Origin of the sequence: Variovorax sp. PAMC28562 (assembly GCF_014303735.1) — a bacterium.
Lineage (GTDB): Bacteria > Pseudomonadota > Gammaproteobacteria > Burkholderiales > Burkholderiaceae_C > Variovorax.
Map to the genome: position 1 here is coordinate 4,664,041 of NZ_CP060296.1, position 23,080 is coordinate 4,687,120.

Annotated in this window: 17 protein-coding genes; 10 read left to right on the forward strand and 7 right to left on the reverse strand. The window is 61.5% G+C overall.

What is annotated here, in order from left to right; genetic code table 11:
* Positions 1-512 precede the first annotated feature (512 nt).
* From H7F36_RS21880 to H7F36_RS21925, 10 genes are all read left to right on the forward strand, one after another.
* Positions 513-3,752, forward strand: a complete 3,240-nt coding sequence (locus H7F36_RS21880; RefSeq protein ID WP_187052739.1) for an Rne/Rng family ribonuclease — start codon at positions 513-515, stop codon at positions 3,750-3,752.
* Between the two features lie 535 nt (positions 3,753-4,287).
* On the forward strand, positions 4,288-5,010 hold the full coding sequence (locus H7F36_RS21885) for a sugar transferase (RefSeq protein WP_187052740.1): 723 nt from the start codon (positions 4,288-4,290) through the stop codon (positions 5,008-5,010).
* Positions 5,007-6,449 carry a mannose-1-phosphate guanylyltransferase/mannose-6-phosphate isomerase gene (locus tag H7F36_RS21890; RefSeq protein WP_187052741.1) on the forward strand — a complete coding sequence of 481 codons (1,443 nt, stop codon included), beginning with the start codon at positions 5,007-5,009 and terminating at the stop codon, positions 6,447-6,449. Before H7F36_RS21885 ends, H7F36_RS21890 begins: the two co-directional genes overlap by 4 nt.
* 20 nt (positions 6,450-6,469) lie before the next feature.
* The gene (locus H7F36_RS21895) at positions 6,470-7,456 is read left to right on the forward strand and encodes a GDP-L-fucose synthase family protein (RefSeq protein WP_187052742.1); all 987 of its coding nucleotides are present in this window, start codon (positions 6,470-6,472) and stop codon (positions 7,454-7,456) included.
* The gene (gmd, locus tag H7F36_RS21900) at positions 7,453-8,577 is read left to right on the forward strand and encodes a GDP-mannose 4,6-dehydratase (RefSeq protein WP_187052743.1); all 1,125 of its coding nucleotides are present in this window, start codon (positions 7,453-7,455) and stop codon (positions 8,575-8,577) included. The genes H7F36_RS21895 and gmd overlap by 4 nt, the downstream gene beginning before the upstream one ends.
* Positions 8,578-8,587: 10 nt before the next feature.
* Positions 8,588-10,099, forward strand: a complete 1,512-nt coding sequence (locus H7F36_RS21905) for a lipopolysaccharide biosynthesis protein (RefSeq protein ID WP_187052744.1) — start codon at positions 8,588-8,590, stop codon at positions 10,097-10,099.
* The gene (locus H7F36_RS21910) at positions 10,096-11,370 is read left to right on the forward strand and encodes a hypothetical protein (protein ID WP_187052745.1); all 1,275 of its coding nucleotides are present in this window, start codon (positions 10,096-10,098) and stop codon (positions 11,368-11,370) included. The genes H7F36_RS21905 and H7F36_RS21910 overlap by 4 nt, the downstream gene beginning before the upstream one ends.
* Positions 11,367-12,590 carry a glycosyltransferase gene (locus H7F36_RS21915; protein WP_187052746.1) on the forward strand — a complete coding sequence of 408 codons (1,224 nt, stop codon included), beginning with the start codon at positions 11,367-11,369 and terminating at the stop codon, positions 12,588-12,590. Before H7F36_RS21910 ends, H7F36_RS21915 begins: the two co-directional genes overlap by 4 nt.
* A 1-nt stretch (position 12,591) precedes the next feature.
* Complete coding sequence (locus H7F36_RS21920; protein WP_187052747.1) at positions 12,592-13,542, forward strand: glycosyltransferase family 2 protein; 951 nt, start codon at positions 12,592-12,594, stop codon at positions 13,540-13,542.
* Positions 13,539-14,762 carry a glycosyltransferase WbuB gene (locus tag H7F36_RS21925; RefSeq protein ID WP_187052748.1) on the forward strand — a complete coding sequence of 408 codons (1,224 nt, stop codon included), beginning with the start codon at positions 13,539-13,541 and terminating at the stop codon, positions 14,760-14,762. Before H7F36_RS21920 ends, H7F36_RS21925 begins: the two co-directional genes overlap by 4 nt.
* 88 nt (positions 14,763-14,850) lie before the next feature.
* Here H7F36_RS21925 and H7F36_RS21930 read toward each other — a convergent pair whose 3' ends face one another.
* The 7 genes from H7F36_RS21930 to hemC all read right to left on the reverse strand — a co-directional run bounded on the left by H7F36_RS21930 (position 14,851) and on the right by hemC (position 23,047).
* Positions 14,851-17,115 (reverse strand): polysaccharide biosynthesis tyrosine autokinase, encoded by a 2,265-nt coding sequence (locus tag H7F36_RS21930; protein ID WP_187052749.1) that lies wholly within the window; start codon positions 17,113-17,115, stop codon positions 14,851-14,853.
* The gene (locus H7F36_RS21935; RefSeq protein ID WP_187052750.1) at positions 17,112-17,552 is read right to left on the reverse strand and encodes a low molecular weight protein-tyrosine-phosphatase; all 441 of its coding nucleotides are present in this window, start codon (positions 17,550-17,552) and stop codon (positions 17,112-17,114) included. The genes H7F36_RS21930 and H7F36_RS21935 overlap by 4 nt, the downstream gene beginning before the upstream one ends.
* Before the next feature lie 28 nt (positions 17,553-17,580).
* Positions 17,581-18,639, reverse strand: coding sequence for a polysaccharide biosynthesis/export family protein (locus tag H7F36_RS21940; protein WP_261802438.1), 1,059 nt, complete (start codon positions 18,637-18,639; stop codon positions 17,581-17,583).
* Between the two features lie 337 nt (positions 18,640-18,976).
* On the reverse strand, positions 18,977-20,251 hold the full coding sequence (locus H7F36_RS21945) for a heme biosynthesis protein HemY (protein ID WP_187052752.1): 1,275 nt from the start codon (positions 20,249-20,251) through the stop codon (positions 18,977-18,979).
* A 7-nt stretch (positions 20,252-20,258) separates the two neighbouring features.
* Positions 20,259-21,362: a uroporphyrinogen-III C-methyltransferase gene (locus H7F36_RS21950; protein WP_187052753.1), complete on the reverse strand. Its 1,104-nt coding sequence runs from the start codon at positions 21,360-21,362 to the stop codon at positions 20,259-20,261.
* Positions 21,359-22,129 carry a uroporphyrinogen-III synthase gene (locus H7F36_RS21955; RefSeq protein WP_187052754.1) on the reverse strand — a complete coding sequence of 257 codons (771 nt, stop codon included), beginning with the start codon at positions 22,127-22,129 and terminating at the stop codon, positions 21,359-21,361. Before H7F36_RS21955 ends, H7F36_RS21950 begins: the two co-directional genes overlap by 4 nt.
* 12 nt (positions 22,130-22,141) lie before the next feature.
* On the reverse strand, positions 22,142-23,047 hold the full coding sequence (hemC, locus tag H7F36_RS21960; RefSeq protein ID WP_187052755.1) for a hydroxymethylbilane synthase: 906 nt from the start codon (positions 23,045-23,047) through the stop codon (positions 22,142-22,144).
* Positions 23,048-23,080 lie beyond the last annotated feature (33 nt).

Genomic DNA, 23,080 nt, shown 5'->3' on the forward strand with positions numbered 1-23,080 from the left:
GCACCCAAACCCGCGTTGTGAGGTCGATGCCGCTTTGGTGTTGAGTTCGCAAGCCAAGCGCAACGGCGCAGGGCGGCGGGCAAAACATCCAAGTCAAGCCGATGCCCACGAAACACCGATACGGAATACCCAGCAAATAGCCTTCCAGCTTTTTGCGGATCGAAGCGAGTCCCTTGTGTTGATGCTGCTGATTCAGATCTGCCTGCGCTGCCCCACCTGGCTAATGCCCGGTTGGCCAGTGGCCTCGGGCATTGAATCGCCTGCAGCGCGCGCCACCCTTGCGCACCCCGCCGTCGAACCGATGGCAAGTCAACACCGAATCTGGCTCGCACCCATCCACGCGCCCCCACCCCGCTTGTCGTTGAGCTGACGCTCAAACGGCTGACCGCGCTCGTCGCGGAAGGCTGGGACATTCGGGGCCAAGCGGCAATTCCTTCGTTTCGCAGGCGTCGTCAGTGCATCGTTGGCTCGTCATGAGCCGGTCAGAACGATACGAACAAGGACAACCCAATATGAAGCGGATGTTGATCAATGCCACGCAGCCTGAAGAGCGCCGCCTGGCCATCGTCGATGGGCAAAAGCTCCTCGACTACGAGATCGAAATCGAAGGACGTGAGCAGCGTAAAGGCAACATATACAAAGCAGTCGTGACGCGGGTCGAGCCGTCGCTCGAAGCCTGCTTTGTCGACTACGGCGAAGACCGCCACGGCTTTCTGCCGTTCAAGGAAATCTCCAAGCAATACTTCGCCGAAGGCGTGTCGGCCAGCCAGGCCCGCATCCAGGACGCTATCCGTGAAGGCCAGGAACTGGTCGTTCAGGTTGAAAAGGAAGAACGCGGCAACAAGGGCGCTGCCCTGACCACCTTCATTTCGCTGGCCGGCCGCTATGTCGTGCTGATGCCGAACAACCCGCGTGGCGGTGGCGTTTCGCGTCGCATTGAAGGCGAAGATCGGGCTGAGCTCAAGGAAAACATGGACCAGCTGGAGTACCCGAAGGGTGCCAGCATCATCGCCCGCACCGCCGGCATCGGCCGCTCCGCACCTGAACTGCAGTGGGACTTGAATTACCTGCTCAAGCTGTGGACGGCCATCGACGGCGCATCGAAGGGCGCGAAGGGCGCCTTCCTGATCTATCAAGAGTCGAGCCTTGTCATCCGCGCTATTCGTGACTACTTCAATCACGACATCGGCGACATCCTGATCGACACCGACGACATCTACGAGCAGGCGCAGCAGTTCATGGCGCACGTCATGCCCGAGCACGCAGCCCGCGTAAAGCGCTACCGCGACGACGCGGCGCTGTTTTCGCGCTTCCAGATCGAGCACCAGATCGAATCGGCGTATGCCCGCACAGTGCAACTGCCGAGCGGCGGCGCCATCGTGATCGACCACACCGAAGCACTGGTGTCGGTCGACGTCAACTCGGCCCGAGCCATCAAAGGCGGCGACATCGAAGAAACCGCCACCCGCACCAACCTCGAAGCCGCCGATGAAGTGGCTCGCCAGATGCGCCTGCGCGATTTGGGCGGGCTGATCGTCATCGACTTCATCGACATGGACGAGTCGAAGAACCGCCGCGAAGTCGAAAGCCGCCTGCGCGATGCGCTGCGCCAAGACCGTGCGCGTGTTCAATTCGGCTCGATCAGCAAGTTCGGCCTGATGGAAATGAGCCGTCAGCGCCTGAAACCGGCACTGAGCGAAGGCTCGTCGATTCCTTGCCCTCGCTGCGGCGGCTCGGGCCACATCCGCGATACGGAATCCAGCGCGCTGCAGATCCTGCGGATCATTCAGGAAGAATGTCTGAAGGACAACACGGCCGCGGTGCACGTTCAAGTGCCGGTCGAAGTCGCTTCGTTCCTTCTGAACGAAAAGCGCCCCGAAATCGCCAAGATCGAACTCAAGCAGCGCGTGACCGTGCTGATGGTGCCGAACAAAACGCTCGAAACGCCGAACTACCGGCTCGAGCGCTTGAAGCACGACGACCCGCGCCTCGACCACATCGAAGCCAGCTACAAGATGGCCGAAGAAATCGAAGATCCGACTTCGGTCACGCGTCGCTCGCAAGAGCCGACCAACAAGCAAACGCCGATCATCAAGGGCGTGCTGCCCGATGCACCCGCTCCGGTGGCAGTGCCCAAACCTGAGGTCGTGCGCGCAGCACCCGTCGCGGCTCCGGTGGCGGCAACGCCAGCCCCGGTCGCGCCTCCTGTAATTGCCAAGGCGCCTGCAGAAACCGGCTTCTTTGCCAAGCTCAAGAGCTGGTTTGCCGCTCCAGCAGCACCCATGCCAGCACCAGCACCTGCCGTCATTCCGGTGGAAGCGGCAAAGCCGGCGCGTCGCGACGGACGTCCGTCCCGCGATGGCGAAAGCCGCGGAGCGCGTGAAGGCGAGCCGCGCCGCGGTGGACGCGGTGGCGAAGGCCGCGACCGGGGTAATGGTCGCGATGGCGAGCGCCGCGGTGGACGCGGCGGTGAGCGTCGCGACGGAGAGCGTCAAGGCGGAGAACGCCGCGAGCCGCGCGAAGGTCAAGCCGAAGTGCGCAGCGAAGCGCAAATCCGGGAGCCTCGCGAAGCGCGTGAGGCACGCGAACCACGGGAACCACGCGAAGGCCGCGGCCCTCGCGACGGCGAACGTCGTGGTCGCGGCGGACGCCGCGATGCAGAAGTGCGCGCTGATGCCCCTGAAACCCTGGAAGGCACCGCGCTTGAGGGTGCGGCAGCGACGCCGCAAGCACTGGCTGGTGAACCCGGCGCAGCGCCATCCGAACGCGCGCCGCGTGGACGCGGTGAGCGTCGCGATCGCTCGGACCGCAACGACCGTGGCGATCGAAACGATCGCAATGCAGATGCGCCGCGTGATCGAGGCACCGATGCGCCGAACGACGCCGTCGCCGATGGCAGCGTCGAGGGCGCTCCGAGCGGCGAGCGCAGCACGCGCGGGGGACGTGGCGACGAGCGGTCGTCCCGCGGTGAACGCGGTGAGCGGGGTGAGGGCCGCCGTGAACGGCGACCTGAAGACGGCGCTCGCCCTAGCGAGGACGCGGCTCAAGGAGCAAACCCTGAACTGATGGTCGAACCCTCCGACGCCAATCAACAGGGCGACGTGATCGGCAGCGAAGCGCCACGGCGCGAAGGCGACGACCGTCGCGGCCGCTCGCGCGACCGGTTCGGTCGTGACCGCCGCGAAAGGGCGCCACGCGAAGGCGCGGAAGAGGCTGGCGTTACTGCGCTTGCTCCGGAGTCGCTCGCGCACGCCGAGTCGTCTGACGAGCGAGCCGAGCCACTTGCACCGACGTCGTACTTTGCTCCCTTCCGGGCAGCGGCAGCCCAGGCACCAGCGCTTGCCGCTGAGACGCCGCAATCGGCGGGCGGTGTTGCTGAAACAACCGCAATCGCTACGGCGCCGGTACCAGCGCCAGCAGCAATCCCGGCGCCTGCACCCGTGAAGGCATCGACCGCTCCTCAAACTTCACGCGCTCTGCCGAAGGTTCAACCGTTCGAACTACCTCTTGCGGAATTGGCGCAGGTCGCCGAAGGCTCCGGACTGCATTGGGTGAACTCCGATGCCGCACGGATCGCCCAGGCACAGGCAGCCATGGCTGCGGAGCCGCGGCCGGCGCACGTGCCGCGTCCTCGCCCACCCGCGGTGGTGCTGGAAGAAGGTTCGCTGGTACTGGTCGAGACGCGTCGCGACCTTGCCGGCATGACGCTTCCGTTCGAGCAAGCCGTTCAGCAAATCGACTCGGCGCGCTAAGAAAGCGCTTTCCGTTTTACCGAAAGGGCGGCACTTGCCGCCCTTTTTTTGTTTGAGGCCAGCCATGAACACTGGCCGCGCTGGTCGGGCACGGGTGCTGCAAAGGCAATCTGTCGCTCAATGGCTTATCACTCGCTTAGCTCCATGACCGGCAAAGACGTGGCTGTAGCCCGCTGCCGAGACATACAGCCAGTGGAGAGTCGTTTCGGCCCGATTTGTTCCCTCACAAGGTTTTGAGTCGATACGGGTAATCCACGAGAACTAATTGGCATAACGGCGCGCCAAAGCAACATTTTTTGTCCAGCCCCATTAACATCTTGTCATACAAAAGGACTACACTAATTCCATCGAATGTTGCGGCGCATCAACCCGTTGCGACATTGTGGGCAGAGGGTAGTTCTCCGATGTTGGTCGGAAGATGTACGGCATTTGCTGACAACACAAGCCCAAGCGGATGTGTTCGAATTCTTTCGTATAGTAGTAAAGCGTTACACTGCCGCGCTGGTGGGCAGAAACCCTTTTTAGGGGGACTTTCATGTTTCGTACCGACTCGAACGCAGATGGCAATGTCGTGCGGCGCCCGACGCCAGGAGGCGGCGGTTCGCCCGCCTTCCCGGCCCCGGTCCAGCCCAAGCGGCTTAGCACTGCTCAGCGTGTCACCAAGCGCGCTGTCGATGTCCTTGGCGCGCTCGTTTTCTTCGCCTTGTTCGGCCCGCTGTACCTCCTGGTTGCACTTTGCGTAGCGGTCAGCATGGGGCGACCCGTGCATTTCTGGCAAAACCGGCTTGGCGAAAGAGGCCAGCGGTTCCGCTTCTACAAGTTTCGCTCTATGGTGCACAACTCGGAAGAAGTACTCGACGATTACCTGAGTCGCAATGACATGGCCCGCACAGAATGGGACACCTTTCAAAAGCTCGAGAAAGATCCACGCATCACGCCGCTGGGGCAATTCATTCGCAAACTGAGCCTCGACGAAATTCCGCAGTTCTGGAACGTGTTGAAGGGTGACATGAGCCTCGTCGGCCCGCGCCCTTGCATGGAACGTCAGCGTTCGTTGTATGGCAAGCATTGGCCACACTACTGCTCGATGCGCCCTGGAATCACAGGTCTGTGGCAGGTGAGCGGGCGCAACAAGCTGTCTTACGCCAAGCGCGTCGAACTCGATGCGCAATATGTCAATAACTGGTCCTTGATGTTCGACGTCCAGATTCTGGTTCGGACAGTCAAGACTGTGATTACTGGAGACGGATCGCGATGAATCCAATCAAGCCGGTCATCTTGTGTGGCGGCGCAGGGACCCGGCTTTGGCCCTTGTCGCGCAAGGCGCTTCCCAAGCAGTTCGCACCTTTGCTCAATGGCAAGAGCCTGTTGCAGCTGACGTTGGAACGACTGCGTGTACTCAACGCCGAAGTGATGTGCGTCGCTGCAGAAGAGCATCGCTTCCTTGTCCAGGAAGCGATCGATGCAGCGGCAGTGCACGGCACCCAATTGCTCGAACCTGTCGCACGCAACACAGCTGCTGCTATGGCTATCGCTGCCCTGCTGTGTGAGCCGGATCAGTTGATGTTGTTTGCACCGGCCGACCACCACATCCCCGATGCCGAAGGCTTCGCCGCTACGGTGCGCAGCGGCATTGAAGCTGCGATGGCGGGCAACATCGTCACGTTCGGAGTGGCCCCTACTTTTCCGAGCACAGGCTATGGCTACATCCGCCAAGGCGACGCGCTCGGTTTGGACGGCGACATGGCGATCGCGCGCCGTGTCGATGCCTTCATCGAAAAACCGGTGGCTGCGGACGCCGTTCAGTTGGTATTGGCCGGCGGGAATTTTTGGAATGCGGGCATCGTGCTGGTCAGGGCCAACGTCCTGGTAGATGCCCTGCGCGCACACGCGCCAGACATTCTGGAAGCCTGCAAATTGGCCACCGCTGCGCCTGAGCAGGATGGCAGCTTCCTGCGAATGAACCGAAGCGCATTCGAGAGTTGCCGCAGCCAGAGCATCGACTATGCGGTGCTGGAGCAGTGCGACCACGTCGCGGTCGTCCCGTTCGCAGGGGTCTGGAGCGATGTGGGCAGCTGGAACGCAGTTGCAGAGCTCTATCCGCAAGATGCTGACGGAAACCGGGTGCATGGTCACGGCTTTTCGGTCGACTCTCGCAACACGTTCATCCATGCACCGAACCGTCCAGTCGTTGCGCTGGGCACCGACGATCTCATCATCGTCGACACACCGGACGCAGTGCTCGTTGCCCACGCGAGCAACGCAGAGCAAGTGAAGAACGTCGTGAACCTGCTTGTGTCCAACGGGCAGGTTCAGGCCACCGAACACAGACGCGTCGCGAGGCCCTGGGGTGCGTACGACAGCGTCGACAACGGCGAGCGTTTCGAAGTCAAGCGGCTGAGTGTCAAACCTGGTGCCAAGCTCTCACTGCGCATGCATCACCACCGCGCCGAGCATTGGGTGGTCGTCAAGGGCACCGCTCGCGTGACACGCGACAACGAAACGATTCTGCTGCGCGAGAACGAATCGATTTTTATCCCGCTTGGTAGCGTCTATCGACTCGAGAATCCGGGAAAGATCCCGCTCGAAGTGATCGAAATCCAGTCCGGGAGCTATCTCGGCAAAGACGACATCGTGCGCTTCGACGACAACTACGGTGTCGTCATTCCTGTCACCGTGCCGCGTAAGCACGCATAACCGACCGCCTGGAGCACCTCATGAGCTTGCCATCCGACACATCGAAGCGAATTTACGTTGCCGGCCATCGCGGCATGGTGGGTAGCGCGATCGTTCGCGAACTGCACCTTCGCGGATTCATGAACATCGTGACGCGTACCCGTAGCCAACTCGATCTGACCAACCAGAGCGAGGTCAAAGCCTTTTTCAAGAGCGAGGCCGTCGACGAGGTCTACATGGCAGCGGCCAAGGTCGGCGGCATCCACGCCAACAATACCTACCCTGCCGAGTTCATCTATTCCAACCTGATGGTGGAAGCCAACGTCGTGCATGAAGCTTGGCGTGCAGGCGTCAACAAACTTTTGTTTCTTGGGTCGAGTTGCATCTATCCGCGACTTGCGCCGCAGCCGATGGCAGAGAACGCGTTGCTGTCAGGTTCGCTCGAACCTACCAATGAGCCATATGCCGTCGCCAAGATTGCCGGCATCAAGCTGTGCGAAAGCTACAACCGTCAATACGGCACCGACTATCGAAGCGTCATGCCGACCAATCTGTATGGTCCCGGCGACAACTACCATCCTGAAAACAGCCACGTGCTGCCGGCGATGATCCGTCGATTCCACGAAGCGAAGCTGGCTGAAACGCCGCAAGTCGTCATCTGGGGCACAGGCTCCGCCAAGCGCGAGTTCCTGTACGTCGACGACATGGCCAAGGCCTGCATTCACGTGATGGATCTGTCCGCGCACACGTACAAGGCAAACACCGAGGTCATGCACAGCCACATCAATGTCGGCACAGGTGAAGATCTTTCGATCGCCGACCTTGCGCGCCTGGTTGCCAAGGTCGTCGGTTATGAGGGCGAGATCGTTCAGGATGTGAGCAAGCCCGACGGCGCGCCGCGCAAACTGCTGAACGTCGACAGGCTGAACAATCTTGGCTGGCAAGCCAGTACCGAACTCGGAGCCGGCATCGCACTGGCTTACGAAGACTTTATCGAAACCACGCAATCTGTAGAGCACGCCCAATGACTTTGAAGAAAGCCCTGATCACCGGGATCACCGGCCAGGACGGCTCGTACCTTGCGGAACTGCTGCTTGAAAAGGGATATGAAGTGCATGGCATCAAGCGCCGCGCTTCCTCGTTCAATACCGAGCGCATCGATCATTTGTTGGAAGACACGCCCGATCATGATCGCCGCCTGCATATGCACTACGGTGACCTGACCGACACCAGCAATCTCACGAGCATCATCCAACAGGTCCAACCCGACGAGGTGTACAACCTCGGCGCGCAAAGCCATGTCGCGGTGAGCTTCGACTCGCCCGAGTACACCGCCAATGTGGACGCGATGGGCACGCTTCGTTTGCTCGAAGCGATTCGAATCCTCGGACTGCAGCACAAGACCCGCTTCTATCAGGCGAGTACCAGCGAACTGTATGGTCTCGTTCAGGAGATTCCGCAGCGCGAAAGTACACCGTTCTATCCACGCAGCCCGTACGGCGTGGCCAAACTCTACGCTTACTGGATCACCAAGAACTACCGAGAGGCCTACGGCATGTATGCCTGCAACGGCGTACTCTTCAATCACGAGAGCCCGCGCCGTGGAGAAACGTTCGTTACCCGCAAGATCACGCGCGGGCTGGCCAACATCGCTCAAGGCCTAGAGCAGTGCATACACATGGGCAACCTGGATGCGCTGCGCGACTGGGGCCATGCGCAAGACTACGTCCGCATGCAGTGGATGATGCTGCAGCAAGAAGAGGCACGCGATTACGTCATCGCGACCGGCGTGCAATACAGCGTGCGCGAGTTCATCGCAAAGGCAGCCGAACAGTTGGGCATCACGCTCGAGTTCGTCGGCAAAGGCGTCGAAGAGAAAGCGATCGTTCGCAAGATTACCGGGGATAAGGCGCCTGCCGTCCAGGTCGACCAGGTTCTAGTACAAGTCGAAGCTCGGTACTTTCGCCCCGCCGAAGTCGAAACACTGCTGGGTGATCCTTCACTGGCAAAATTGGATCTCGGATGGGTGCCCCAAATCACCCTCGACGTCATGGTTGCCGAGATGGTGGCAAACGATCTCGACCGCGCCAAACGATATGCCTTACTGAAGACACACGGCTACTCGATATCCGTCAGCAAGGAAGATTGAGCGCATTCCCATGGTGATTTCTCTACGCCGTTTTGCGAGCAACGCCGCGCTGTCCGTGCTGCAGGTGCTTGTCTCCGGCGTTATCCTTTTTCTGTTGTATCGCTATCTGCTCAAGCACCTCGGTGCCGAGCAGTTGGGCCTGTGGTCGGTGCTGCTTGCCAGCACGTCGTTCGCGCGACTGAGTGATTTCGGATTGACCGGCGGCGTCGTCAAGTTCGTTGCTCGTTATCGCGGCAAGGACGACCCGGTCGGTGCCTCGGAAGTCGTTCAGACCACCGTGTTGACCATCGCCGTGGTAATGGGCGCGGTGCTGGTGGCACTCTATCCATTGCTCATCCACATCCTGAACTGGACGCTTCCCGCAGCCTCTATCCACGAAGCACGCAGCATCCTGCCGTGGGCTGTGCTGAGTGTTTGGGTCGGGGCCATTGCGGGTGTGTTTCAGGCAGGAATCGACGGCTGCCAACGCGCGGGCTTGAGGCACATCATCTCCATCGGCGGAAACGTCTTCCTGATCGTTTGCGTCATCTGGTTCGTGCCCAAGTACGGTCTGGAAGCTTTGGCTCGCGTGCAAGTCGCGCAATGGGTTGTGGTCGGCATCGCCAACTGGGTTTTGTTGCGTTTCCTGATGAAGGAACTCCCGCTGCTTCCATGGCGCTGGTCGAAGCCGCGTTTCAAGGAAATGCTTGGCTACGGCCTCAACTTCCAGTTCGTGATGATCGCCGTCATGCTGTGCGACCCGGTAACCAAACTCCTGATGAGCCGGTTTGGTGGCTTGAGTTCGGCGGCGTATTACGAAATGGCTAGCCAGCTCGTCATCCGTGTTCGGACGCTTCTCGTTTCGGCCAACGCAGTCATCGTTCCTGTCATCGCTGAACTTCAGGAGAAGTCGCCGGAGAAGTTGCGTGACGTTTACGTCCGTGCCTATGAAACGGTTTTCTTTCTGGCACTGCCGGTCTATGCGGGCATGTTCTTGCTTTTACCGTTGGTGTCGGAAGTCTGGATCGGCCACGTCGAACCGCAGTTCATCGTCTTCGCCGCCATCCTGATAGGCACCTACTTCCTGAACAATCTGGAAGTACCCGCGTATTTCGACAACCTCGGGACGGGCGAACTGGGCTGGAACAGCGTGGCGCACTTCACTATGGCCGGGCTGAACGCCGCTCTGGGTGCGTTGTTCGGCTACCTGTGGGGCGCCGTTGGCGTCGCAGCAGGCGCATCCATCGCATTGCTGGTGTCGAGCGCCATGGTGCTGTGGTTTGTCAACCGCAAATACAAGGTGCCTATGCGGCAATTGATCCCGCGCGATCACCGACTGATCGCCGTGGTGATCGGCTGCGTCACGATCGCCGGCATCGCCTGGCTGGCGTGGATCCAGACTCAGGGCCTGAGCATCCTCACGAACACGGGCATGGCGGTTGCGGCATTCGTCGCCGCGTACGTCGCGGTGGGCTGGAGGCATCCGTACCGCCATCAACTCGAGCGCTCCTGGCGCGACCACTTCTCGGGGACCGCCAAATGAGTACAGCCGTCGCATCGCCCATCTCGATCTCGCTCTCTTCGCTCCGCGTGATGTGGATCGCCATGGGAATGATCGCGGCCGTCAAGATCAATGTGATCGGCGAGATTTATATCGGCGAGGTGCTGGCCCTTGTCGCGCTGCCATTCCTCTTGTTGAAGCGCAGGGTCGACAGGAACGTCGCTTTTGTCATCGGTCTCGCGGTGTTCTGGAGTGCGGGGCAGTTCATCTCCGACCTGATCAACCAGACCGATCGCAACCTGTCTGTGAAGGGTGTAATGGCACCCCTCGTGTTCGCGGCCACCATCGGCTCGACGATGATCCTTTTCGATCGCTACCCAAAGCGCATGCCATCACTGTTGCTGGGCGTTGCCCTGACGCTTTTCGTCGATGTGATCTTCACGCCTACGCCTGAGCAAATCTTCGAGCCCTGGAAATGGGGATACGGCGTCGCCACACTCGGCATAGGCTTGGTCTGGCTTTCGTTCTTCCGTGCGCGAAGCCTGTTGCTCATGAGCCTCGCGGTGCTTGCCTTCTTTGTCGCATGCATTCTTGCCAGCGCGCGGTCACTCGCCATGATCCCCCTCGCAGGTTTCGCGGCTTACGTTTTTTGGCACACCGACATTGCACGCAGTTTCAAGCGCTGGCTCACCGGCCGCTTCGGGCCTCTCAAGATCGCGGCGCTCGTCATCGCAGTAACTTGGGCGCTGAACACCGGCCTGACAGCGTTTTTCTCATCCGGCGTGCTGGACCCGTTCCTTGCACCGACAGTGTCGGCCAAATACAAGCAGCAGGCTTCCGCCGACGTGGGGCTGCTTCTTGCCGGGCGTTCTGAATCACTCATTTCGATCCAGGCCTACCTCGACGCACCGATAGTCGGCCACGGTTCGTGGGCACAAGACAAATCCGGCTACATCTCGCGCTACACGGCGCTGTTGTACAAGCTGGGCATCACCGACAACCTGAATAACGACGACGCGACCGACCTCGCGCTCATTCCTGCGCACTCGTATCTTTTCGGTGCCCTGGTGTGGAGTGGCGTGGCAGGCGGCATCTTCTGGATTGCCTTTACGTTCCGCGTCATAAAGCGATATTTGAAGTTCGCTACGCGCCTTCCGCTCTACTTTCATGTGGGCTTGGTCAACTTGCTCTGGAACCTATTTTTCTCCCCCTTTGGTGCCGACGCACGCTGGGCCGTCGCGGTGTTTATCGCGGCGCTGTTTGCGTGTTGCAACCAGTTGGGCAGAACCACCACTCAGTCGCCAGCCGCGTGAAACTCCTGCATCTCGTTTCCTCGATCGATCCCCGTGGCGGCGGCATTTCCGAAGGTGTCGTCCGCCTACAAAGCGCCTTGTCGCGGGCCGGCCATGAAGGCGAAATCCTTACGCTCGATGCGCCGGACGAGCCATTCGTTAAAGCGTTTCCCGGGAAGATTCACGCGCTCGGCCCTTCGCGCGCCACCTATGCCTACACGCCTGGGCTCACCCCCTGGCTCCGCCAGCATGCAAGCGACTACGACGCCGTCATCGTGAATGGCCTCTGGCAGTACACCGGTCTGGGTGCTCTGCGGGCACTGGGTGCGCTGGGCGATGCCGCACCGCCTTATTTCGTTTTTCCGCATGGCATGCTGGACCCTTGGTTCAAGCGACGCTATCCACTCAAGCACCTGAAGAAATCGCTTTACTGGGCACTGGCGGAGTACAGGGTCTTGCACAACGCGGCCGCCGTGCTCTTTACGTGCGAAGAAGAAAGATTGCTCGCACGCGAATCGTTCTGGCCCTACCGCTGTGACGAGGCAGTCGTGTCCTACGGCACTTCAGAGCCGCCCGCTGAATCGAGCCACCTCACCGAAAGCTTTCTTCAAACCTTTCCGGCGTTGCGCGAAAAGCGACTCGTGCTTTTCCTGGGTCGTATCCACGAGAAGAAAGGTTGCGATCTTTTGATCGACGCCTTCGCGCAGGCAGCAGCCCGTTCGCCCGATGTTCATCTTGTCATGGCCGGCCCTGACCAGGAAGGCTGGGTCGACGCTTTGCAGGCGCGTGCCCAGGAACTCGGGATCGCCAATCGCATCACTTGGGCCGGAATGCTCTCGGGTGACGTCAAGTGGGGTGCCTTCTATGCCTGTGAAGTGTTTTGCCTGCCGTCGCACCAGGAGAATTTCGGGATCGCCGTGGCCGAGGCACTTGCCTGCGGTCGACCCGTGCTGATCTCCGACAAGGTCAACATCTGGCGCGAAGTGGCGGACGATGCCGCCGGCCTCGTCGATACCGACACGCTGCCAGGCACCCAACAGCTGCTGCAACGCTGGCTCGATGCGACGCCGGCAGAAATGGCCGCGATGAGATCAGCCGCACGGCGCTGTTTCGAGCAGCGCTTTCGCATCGAGCAAGTCGCACAGAATCTGGTCCAGGCGATTCGCCAGTACGCGCCCAGCCTGTCGGTTGCGGCAACTGCTCAGAGTCCTGCGCAGGATGTGCAGGACGTAGGCGTTTGAAATGACAGCGACGTTGGGGTTGTGCGTGGTCGTGCTCACGCACAACGAAGAGCAGCACATCGAGCGCGCGCTGAAAAGCGTGGCGGGTATTGCGAGCGAGGTGTTCGTCGTCGATTCCGGATCAACCGATCGCACCACTGAAATCGCAAGACAGCACGGCGCCACTGTGCTGTTTCATCCGTTCGTCAATCAGGCGCGCCAGTTTCAATGGGCGCTCGACCACGCGCCAATCACCGCCGACTGGATCATGCGGCTCGACGCCGACGAAGTGATCGAGGCAGATCTCTCGGCCGAGATCGCGACGAAGCTTCCACACCTGCCCAAAGAAGTCGTCGGCATCAACCTGAAGCGAAAGCACATCTTCATGGGCCGCTGGGTGCGACACGGCGGCCGCTACCCGCTCGTCCTGCTTCGCATATGGCGTCGTGGTCTGGGCCGCGTCGAAGATCGCTGGATGGACGAACACGTGATCGTTCGCGGTGGCCGCACCGAAACATTCGATGGCAGTTTTGCGGACGACAACCTGAATGACCTGAGTTTCTTCACGCAGAAGCACAATAAGTACGCGACGCGCGAAGCAATCGAAATCCTCAATCAGCGGCATAACCTGTTCCCGCACGACGACGGCATGAGCAAAGACAGTGCATCGACGCAGGCGTCGGCCAAGCGCTGGATCAAGGAGCGTGTGTACAACCGCATCCCCTTCACGGTCAGCGCCCCTGCTTATTTCATCTGGCGTTATGTTTTTCAGCTCGGGTTTCTCGACGGCCGTTCCGGCTTGGTTTATCACGCACTTCAAGGGTTTTGGTATCGGTTTCTGGTTGGTGCGAAGGTGATGGAACTTGAGCGTGCCACCGCCCACCTCAACGACAAGAATTCAATGATTGCCGAGTTATCGCGCCTCACGGGCCACACTCTGGCGCGTCCGCCCGCTGAAGGCGCTTCGCGGTGAAGATCCTGGTTTATGGAATTAACTTTGCACCTGAATTAACCGGCATCGGCAAGTATTCAGCGGAGATGGCCGCGTGGTTGGCGGCTGCGGGCCACGAGGTGCGGGTTGTCACCGCACCTCCCTATTATCCGAAATGGGCGGTATGGCCCGGCTATCACGCTGGCCGGTACAGCAGTGAAACATGGCAAGGCGTGACCGTGTTCCGTGCGCCGGTTTGGGTTCCACGCAAGCCGACCGGCCTGACGCGCGTAATTCATCTCGCCAGCTTCGCGCTGGCCAGCATTCCGTCGTTGCTGGCGCAATGGCGCTGGCGACCCGACGTGGTCTGGTTGGCCGAACCTCCCCTCTTCTGCGCACCGGCCGCCGTCGCTTTCGCACGACTCGTTTCAGCCAAAGCATGGCTGCACATCCAGGACTATGAAGTCGACGCCGCCTTCGACCTTGGTCTTCTCAAAGGCCGATGGGTGCGGCGTATGGTCATGGGCGGTGAGCGCTGGCTGATGCGTCGCTTCGATCGTGTGTCGACCATTTCCGAGCGGATGCTCCAGCGCGCAAGCGACAAGGGCGTCGATTCATCACGGCTTGTCTCGCTGCCGAACTGGGTCGATGTTTCGGCGATTCGACCGTTGACCCACTCTAGTCCGTACCGCGCGGAGCTCGGCATTCCCGACGACGCGATCGTGGCGCTCTACTCGGGAAACATGGGCGGCAAGCAAGGGCTGGAAGTGCTGTCCGAAGCAGCCAGTCATTTGAAAGCCGTACCCGGTATCGTGTTCGTGCTGTGCGGCAACGGGTCGGGGCGCGCTGACCTGATGCAACGCTGCAGCGGACTTCCGAATGTCAAGTTCATCGAACTGCAGCCGCTTGAGCGGCTCGGCGATCTGTTGGGCCTTGCCGACATTCACCTGTTGCCGCAACGCGCCGACGCTGCCGATCTCGTGATGCCTTCCAAGCTCACCGGCATGTTGAGCAGCGGTCGCGCAGTCATTGCCACCGCGCATGCCGACACCGAACTGGGGAAGGTCGTCATGCAATGTGGCGCACTCGTACCACCGGACGACGCCAAGGCGTTGGCCGACCGCATCGAGTGGCTGGCGGGGCAGCCCGAGCTGCGACGCGAGATGGGCGTGAAGGCGCGGCGTTACGCTGAAACGTGCATCGCCAAAGACGCAGTGCTTGCGAAGTTCGATCGCGACCTGCTCGCCTGTCGGGCAACCTGATCGACCAGGTGACCTGGTCAACGCCGACGACTGCACCGCAATGTCGACGAAGACACCAGACAATAAAAAAGGGCCTTGCGGCCCTTTTTTATTGCTCCTCTGGAAGGATGCTCTCGTAGTTGTAGTTGGTGTACCGGTAGCGTCCGTACTTGTAGGCCCCATACCCCTGCCGACTCGGTTCGATCGCATTCAGCAAGACGCCGTTGGCCGCCTTGCCGCCCAGCGCCAGCCGGCGCGTGGCCTCCTTCAACTCGCCCATTGTCGAGGTGTGCGCACGGGCCACCAGCAGCACCGTGCCTGCATGCGTCGCCACTGCGGCGGTATCGGCTGCCACCAGCACCGGCGGCGTATCGATGATCACCAGGTCGTATTGCTCGGAGAGCTTTTCAAGAATGGTGTTGAACGAGTCGGACAGCAGCAGTTCACCCGGGTTAGGCGGCAGTTGTCCGGTCGCCAGCAAGTCGAGGTTTGGAATGACCTGCTTGTGAACAGTCTGCTGAATCGTCAAGCTGCCGGCGATGAGTTCAGAGAGGCCGCCGTGGCGCTGCAGACCCATGTACTGATGGATGTGTCCACGGCGCAGATCGGCGTCGATCAGCAGCGTGCGTTTACCCGCTGCGGCCATCAGCGCCGCGAAATTTGCGGTGACGAAGCTCTTGCCGACGCCAGGTGTCGCGCCGGTAATCATCACCCGGTTGTTGGGCGACTCGAGCATCGCGAACTGCATGGCGGTGCGGAGACTGCGCAGGCTTTCGATCGCCAGATCGTCCGGCCGCTCGATGGCGAGCAACCTGACGCCGGTCGCACCGGTCAGTCGACGTTGCGCAATGCCCTTTTGTGCCGGGCTCAACGGAATGCTCGAGAAAACCGGCAGTCCGATGTTCATTTCCAATTCATGCGGGTCACGAATGCGTTGCTCGACCAATGCATTTCGGATGAAGGCAGCCAGGATGCCGAGGAACAGGCCCAGCACCAGAGCGATGAGCACGATCATGCTGCGCTGTGGCTTGACTGGCGAATCCGGCACGGTCGCACTGTCGAGCAGTCGCACATTGCCGACCTTGCCTTCTTTGACCAGTCGCAGTTGCAGCGCTTGATTGAGCAGGGATTGGTAGAGCGTCGTGTTGACGGTCACGTCGCGTTGCATGCGAACGGCATCCTGCTGAATGCCCGGCAACGCCTTGATGCGTCCCTGGACATCGTTGATGTCGCGACTGAGTGCTGCCACCTGCGCATCGAGAGTCTGCACCAGCGGGTGATTGGACGTGAAGCGCGCTTCGAGTTCACGACGACGTTGCTGCGCCTCGAGCAGCTTGGTCTGACGGTCGACGGCGGTTGCCAGCACCAGCTTGGCTTCTTCGTCGAATGCGACGGTGCCCTTCTGGTTGCGATAGCTGTTGTAGAGCTGCTCGGACTCCTCGAGCTGGCGCTTGTACTGCGGCAGTTGAACATCCAGGAATGCCAGCGTCTTTTGCGCTTCGGCCGCTTTGCGCTCGATATTCTGGCGAACGTACTGGCTGCCGATCGCGTTCAGGATCTGCGTGACCTTGATGGGATCAGGATCTTGCAACGTCGCGCTGATCACGCTCGTTTGCTTGCCCTTTTCGGCCAGCACCAGTCGGGACTGCAACGTCTCGATGGTGGATTGCTTTGACAAACGAAGCACGCGGAACTGCGCGCCGGCTTTGCCCAGCAACTCCGCGACGGTGAACTCAATGGGCCCTTGTGGCGTGTCGGCCTTCAGCAGTGCTCCGACTTTGCCGGTCAGCACTTCACTCCAGCCCTTGCGTTCCAGCGTGTAGGCGCCGTCGCCCTTGGCCGTCAGGATGAACTCGCTCGGCTCCAGCGCCGGCGGCACTTCGAAGCGTGAGACAACGATCTTTTCGGTTCCCGACACGTAGCCGCCAAAACCGAGGAAGCCCGGGTTAGAAAGTTGCGTCGCGTGACGCGACAGCCATCCACCAATCAGCGGCGCATAGCGCGGATAGGCGTCGACATACAGTTTGGTGGCCTCCACCGCCTGGCCGACGATCATTCGTGAGCGCAGGATTTCGATTTCGGCGCTGGCTGGCGTTTTCACGTCGAACTGCGCGTTGGCCTCGCCCAGGAAACTCTTGTTGGCGTTGTTGTTCTCTTCTTCGACCTGAATCAGCAGGTTCGACTCGTAGATAGGCTGACTCAACAAGGCGTACGCGACGCCGATGGCGAGCACCACCGCAGTGATGGCTGCCACCAGCCACTTGTTGGCGAGCAGAATGTCCAGGTAGTGACCAAGATCGACGTCGTCGTCATCGCCACGGCTGGAAGTGCTGGACGGAGTCAGCGTCGAATGGGAGGTGAGTGTGGAGTTCATCGGCTGGATGCTTTTGTAATGCGTTGGACCCAATGCCGGGCACCGGCTTCTATTTGCGCGAGAGATGCTTGAAACACTTCGCGTGGTCGGCGGTACGGATCAGGCACGTCCTGCCCGTTCTGTCCGGCCATCTGAAAAACTTTTCCGTTGGTGAAGGGATAGCGCTCGTGCATGGCACGCCGCTGGTTGCGCTCCATGACAAGAATCACGTCGGCACGCTGGCACATGTCGAGGCTGATTTGGCGCGCCCTGTGCGCGTCGATGTCGATGCCCTTCTCGCGCATCAACTCTTTGGCCACCGGGTCCGCCGGATAGCCGATCAACGCACCCAGGCCGGCCGAACTCACGTCGCGCCCGGGCAAGGCAGCAGCCATCAGGCCTTCGGCCATGGGACTGCGACAGATGTTTCCGGTGCACACGATGAGGATGTTCCGCATGGGGTTGTTGTTACGCGACCTGAACCTGTTACTTGTAGGTTCCGCGAACCAGATTCGCGCCTTGCGCCGACGGCAGGATCAAATTGACGATGCGACTCCAGCGCACCAACTCGACCGGGTCGACAAAGACGACGTCTTTGGGCTGCAAGGCGAAGCCATCGGCCATCGCCAACGCCAATGCGTTGCGTGCATCGAGATGGAAAATCGCCTGGCCGCCTTTAGGAAGGTTGCGGACCACGTAGATCTGACGCGGATTGGCCGTACCCAGGTCGACGCCGCCGACTTCGCTCAGTGCGTCGTTCAGGCTCAAACGACCATTTCGCATCAGCACGGCGGCTGGGCGCAACACCTCACCCATCACGGAAATCTTGCTGTCTTCACGGTTGCGCACGGTCACCATGTCGCCGCTGCGCAGCGGAATTCGCGTGGGGTCAACACCCACCTCAGCCATACCCATCAAGTCGATAGACGTCGTTACCCCATCGCGGGTCAGCGTCACAAAAGACCGGTCTCCTGTCGGCGTAATGCCACCAGCACGGCTGATGGCTTCAGGCAAAGTCATCGGAATGTCGGTAAAAACTTGCAGGCCCGGAACACGCACTTCGCCTTCGACATAGGCGCGCTTGCTACGAAACGCTTGAACGCGGACGTTGACTTGCGGCTCCTTGAATACGCGCTGCAGTCGTTTGGTGACAACGTCTTCGAGTTCCTGCACCGTCATCCCCGCCACCTTGAGGGTGCCGGCGTACGGAAAGCTCAGTTGCCCGGTGTTGGACACGATAAAACCCGGTGCCGGCGAGACGCTGGCGGGGTCAGCCACGGTCGTTGCAGGAATCGCACTCGAAATGATTTCAGGATGGTCGAAAACGGTGATGCCGACGACATCGCCGGGACCGAGGCGGTAGACCTCGGGTTCGCCGAGCAGTTTTGCGACGTCCTGCGGGAGCGTTGTACGGCGCGATGATGTCAGCGTACGCAAAAGCTCAGGGTTGATCTCCGAGACGGAGCCTTCGGGTGGAAGATCAGGATTGACCACTCCGCCACTTGCCGCATTGGCCTTGGCTGCATTGTCTTTGACCTCACGCACGGCGCTGCTGGTCGATTCATAGCCAGGTCCAATTGCAGCGCAACCCGACACCGCAAGCAGTACCAGACCAGACGCCGCCAACGCGACAGATGTGTAAATTCGTTTCAATCCGGACCCCCGAAATCGCAGTAAAAATGAATACTTTTGCAAACAGTTACGACTGTACATCACGTAACGCCAAAACCTCAAGTTGTTTCGGGGTGTACATCGTTTGATGGAGAAACGTGAACTTTCGCACTAATTGCAAAAATCCACAAAATCTCGCTTTCGCCCTTTTCCAGTCACGTTTTTTAGCTATCGAATAGATAGCAACGCGCTCCGAAAAAGTCTGGTGCGATCAGGGCGTTTCTGTCTGCGCAGCGCGTTTCCACGCCACGGTTGCCTGATCGGTGTCGTCACGCGCCTCGGCGAGGGTTGCGAGTGCCTGCCAGGAGCGCCTGTAAAGGCCTGCGTCCTGCATGCCATTGCCGGCTTGCGTCAGCAATTGTTGGGCCTTGCCCCAAAGCTGCCGCTTCATGCAGGCCATGCCCGCGAGGTACTGCAGGTTCGGGTCGCGCGGGTTGTTGCGCTGCGCCAATTCGATGCGCGCCAGCCATTCCGCGTCTACAGAGTCCAGCCCCGCTTCCAGGGCGCGAGCCAGCTTCACGCGCAGACTGTCGCTTACGCTCTGCGGCTGTTCGACCATTCGGGTCCAGGCCGGCAACAACCAGCCTCGGGCAATGGCGAGGTCGCCGCGCAACAGCGCCATGCGCTGAGCACCATGGATCGCAACCTCGGGCATTTCTCGCTCGGAGGGCTCCAGTTTCCCCCAGGCGCTCTGGAGCTGCGCCGGATCGTGCGCACTGGACAGCAACTCGGTCGCCAGGCCGCGCACGATGCTCTCCGCCGCTGCATTTGAAAACGCCCGATGCTTGGCCAGCAGCCGCGCTGTCTCGAGAGCCTCGAGCGTGCGCCGGTCGAGGCGCGCCGCCTTGAGCCGCAAGCGCAGCGCCAGGGTGCGCCGCTGCGCGCCTTGGGGCAACTCTTCGAGTCGCGCCAGCGCCGCCGGTGCGTCGCGGTCTTCAAGTGCCCAGCGCGCGGCGCGCAACTGGACGCCTTCGCGCGTCTCGGGTGCCGGCAACGCATTGCGATCGACACTTTCGTTCAACGCCTGCTGCAAATGTGCGTCGCGGGCGGGCCGGTCTTGCAGGGCTTGGGCGCTCTCTGCCGCCAGAAGATGCGACAGCACCCTCACTTGCTGCGCCTGAGGTAGCCGGGCGTCGAGTGTCTTTTCCTGCATCAATGCTGCTTGCGCCGCCTTCCGGGCGCGCGAGAACCGGCCGGCAATCAACTGCGCCAGAGCGTCGAGCAAGGCGCCATAAAGGGCTCGCTCCTTTTGCTGCATACGCCATTGCCGCGCCTGCACCGGCAACGAGAACAAAGCCGACAGGCCGCGCAACGCGAGGTGCAGCAGCATGAAGGCGGCGACCAGGAGCAGCAGCACCAGGTTCAGCGACAGGTCGACTCGCCATGGCGGCCAGAAGACAGTGATCGTGCCCTGGTTGTTGCCCGCGAACAGCGCCACGGCCGCCGCAATGCCGAAAAGCGCCAGGAGCCAAAGAGCAGCACGCATCGGCGGTTCAGCGTCCTGCTGCTGCGGTCGCGATAGCCGCCAGCGTGTCGTCGATGCGCGGTGGCTCGGTCGACTTGACCTGCGCCTGCAGTTGCTGCACCAGCGTTGCCGCGGCCTGCGTACGGCGCGACGCGGGGTCGAAGTACCGGTTCAGCGTGGCCGATACCGTGCCGAGCTCGGTGCGGGCGTTGTCGACCTGCCGCGACATCAACGCCAACCTGACATTGAGCAACTTGAGCTTCAAGTTTTCGCGCAAGAAAAAGGTTTGGTCGGGGGCGAGCAGTACCGATTCAGGTCGCTCAATGCGCCCGACGCGCAGCAACGACCGCGCCTCGCTTCGTGCGATCAGCAGCGCGCGTTGCCACCAGGGCGCGTCCGTCGGCACAGGTTCGGCCTCCCATGGATTGGCGCCCGCCCCACGCATCGCGACCGCGTTGACCGTCGGCAGATCGTCGACGCCGCGCGTCAGGTCGTCGAGCTTGCGCAGGGCCTCGCCGCTGTCGGTACTCGCAGTGCTGCGAATGCGGTCGGCATCGCGCTGCATCGCGCGTTGCAACGGTCCTAGCCGCGGTTGCGCAGCGCGCGTGATGCGCAGATCGCCGGCCTTCAACGCGGCAAGCAAAGGCTCGGTATTGCCCGTGACTTCCGCCTGCTGCAGTGCCAGCCGCACGGCGGATTCGATGTCGACGACCAGGTTCTCGTCGCGCGATCGCGACAGGCTCTGCATCAGGTCTTCAAGCTGCGAGCGCTGCAGAGCAACTTCGCCGACACGCGTTTCTGTGAGCGCGAGGCGAGCAGCCGTGTCGCGCACCGTCTCTTGCGCTTGCCGGGCCAGCGCGCGCGCTTCGGCCGCTTGCATCAAGGCATCGGCGCTTTGACGCGCCAGTTGCTCCTGCATGCCGCTGACTTTTTGCCACAGCACGATACAGAGCACGAGCGCGAGAAACGCCACGATGGCGAGCAAGCCGACGACGATGCGGGACAGCATCGCAGCTGCGATCGAAGGTGTGACACCGAGCGGGGCACGAACCGTTGCTGGCGCAGATGCGGGTTGGGCGATAGGCGCGATCGGCTCTGGCGAAAGATCGTCCGACGGGAGGGCAGCGCTCATGCCAACGATTCTATCGAGGCGACCAGCGCTTCTTTGAGCGGTTGAGAGAGCACGACCGTGCCAAAACCCGTTGCCCTCGCCGCATCAGCGATGCGCGCGTGCGTCGCGATCGCAAGCGCCTTGCCCCATAAAGTATTCGGCAACGCGCGTCGCAGATTGCCGATTGCTTCCGAGCTGCTAAAAAGCCAGATCGCGCCGCCCTCGGCACCGTCGGCAGCGATGGCCAACGCAGCGCTGTCGAATGCTGGCGGCAAGCGACGGTAGGCCACCACGGTGTCGTAAGACGCCTGCGCCATTTCGATCTCGTGCGCCAACCAATCGCGTCCTGCGGCATTACCGGCCGCATCGCCGCCGCGAACGATCAGCAAGCGCGCGCCCGGCGTTACCTGTGGGCGCACCAGAGCCCAAAGCGCTTCAGAGTCGAAATTGTTGGTGACCGCATCCGGCGCATCGATGGCACCTGACGCTACCCCTGCGTTACGCAGCGCGCGTGCGGTGCCGGGGCCGGTCGCCCAGCAGCGCAGCGTCACCGGCACCTCGCCCGGTCGCAGACGGAAGAACTCTTCCACCGCGTTGGCACTGACGAACATCACCGCGGCGTAGCCCGCGGCCCGCGCCCATGCTGCGCGCAGGGGCTCGAAGTCGGCCACCGGCGCGATGTCTATCAGCGGCAACGCCACGGCATCGAGCCCCGCGTTGCGCAGGTCATCGACCCATCGAGTGGCTTCCCGCGCCGGCCGCGTGACGATGACGCGCGTCGCACTCATGGCGGTGTGCCTTCAGTGCGCGCCGGCGGCGCGCAGCAGCACAGCGGCCTGGTTCCCCAACGCCGCCGCAGCGTCGAGGTCGCCGGCCTCGGCTTCCGCATGGACCTCAACCAGCGAGGCACTGCCCTCCGGATCGCCCCAGGCCGCATCGATGCGCAAGCCCCCACCCCGCTGCCAGCGCGCATGCGCCGCCAGCGGCATCGAGCAGCTGCCGCCCATCGAGCGGCTGACGGCGCGTTCGGCCGCTGTGGCGAGCCAGTCGGAGCGGTGCCCCAAGGGCGCCAGTGCCGTGATCAGGTCATCACGGTCTGCGCGAATCTCGATGCCGAGCGCACCCTGCCCGGCGGCCGGCAGCATGACGTCGGGCTCGAAGGCAATGCGAATCCGGTCTTGGAGCCCCAGCCGTATCAATCCCGCGGCAGCCAGGATGATCGCGTCGTACTGACCCTCGTCGAGCTTGCGCAACCGGGTGTCGAGGTTGCCGCGCAGCGGTTCGATGCGAATGTCGGGCCGCAGCGCGCGCAACAAGACGACGCGGCGCAAGCTCGATGTGCCGACCACGGCGCCGTGCGGCAGGGCTCCCAGCGATGCGTAGCGCGGCGAGACCAGCGCATCGCGTGGGTCTTCGCGTTCCAGCACGCAGGCCAGCGCAAAGCCGAGCGGCAGGTCCATCGGCACATCCTTGAGCGAGTGCACGGCGATGTCGGCTGTGCCCTCTTCCAGCGCGGTTTCGAGTTCCTTCACGAACAAACCCTTGCCGCCAATCTTGCTCAACGAACGGTCGAGGATCTGGTCGCCACGGGTGGTCATGCCGAACAGGCTGACCGTGTGGCCTCTTTCTTGCAGCAGTGCCTTGACGTGTTCGGCCTGCCAGAGTGCCAGACGGCTTTCGCGCGTGGCGATCACGATGTTGCTCACAGGCGTTTTCCACTGGTGAATATGACCCGCGGA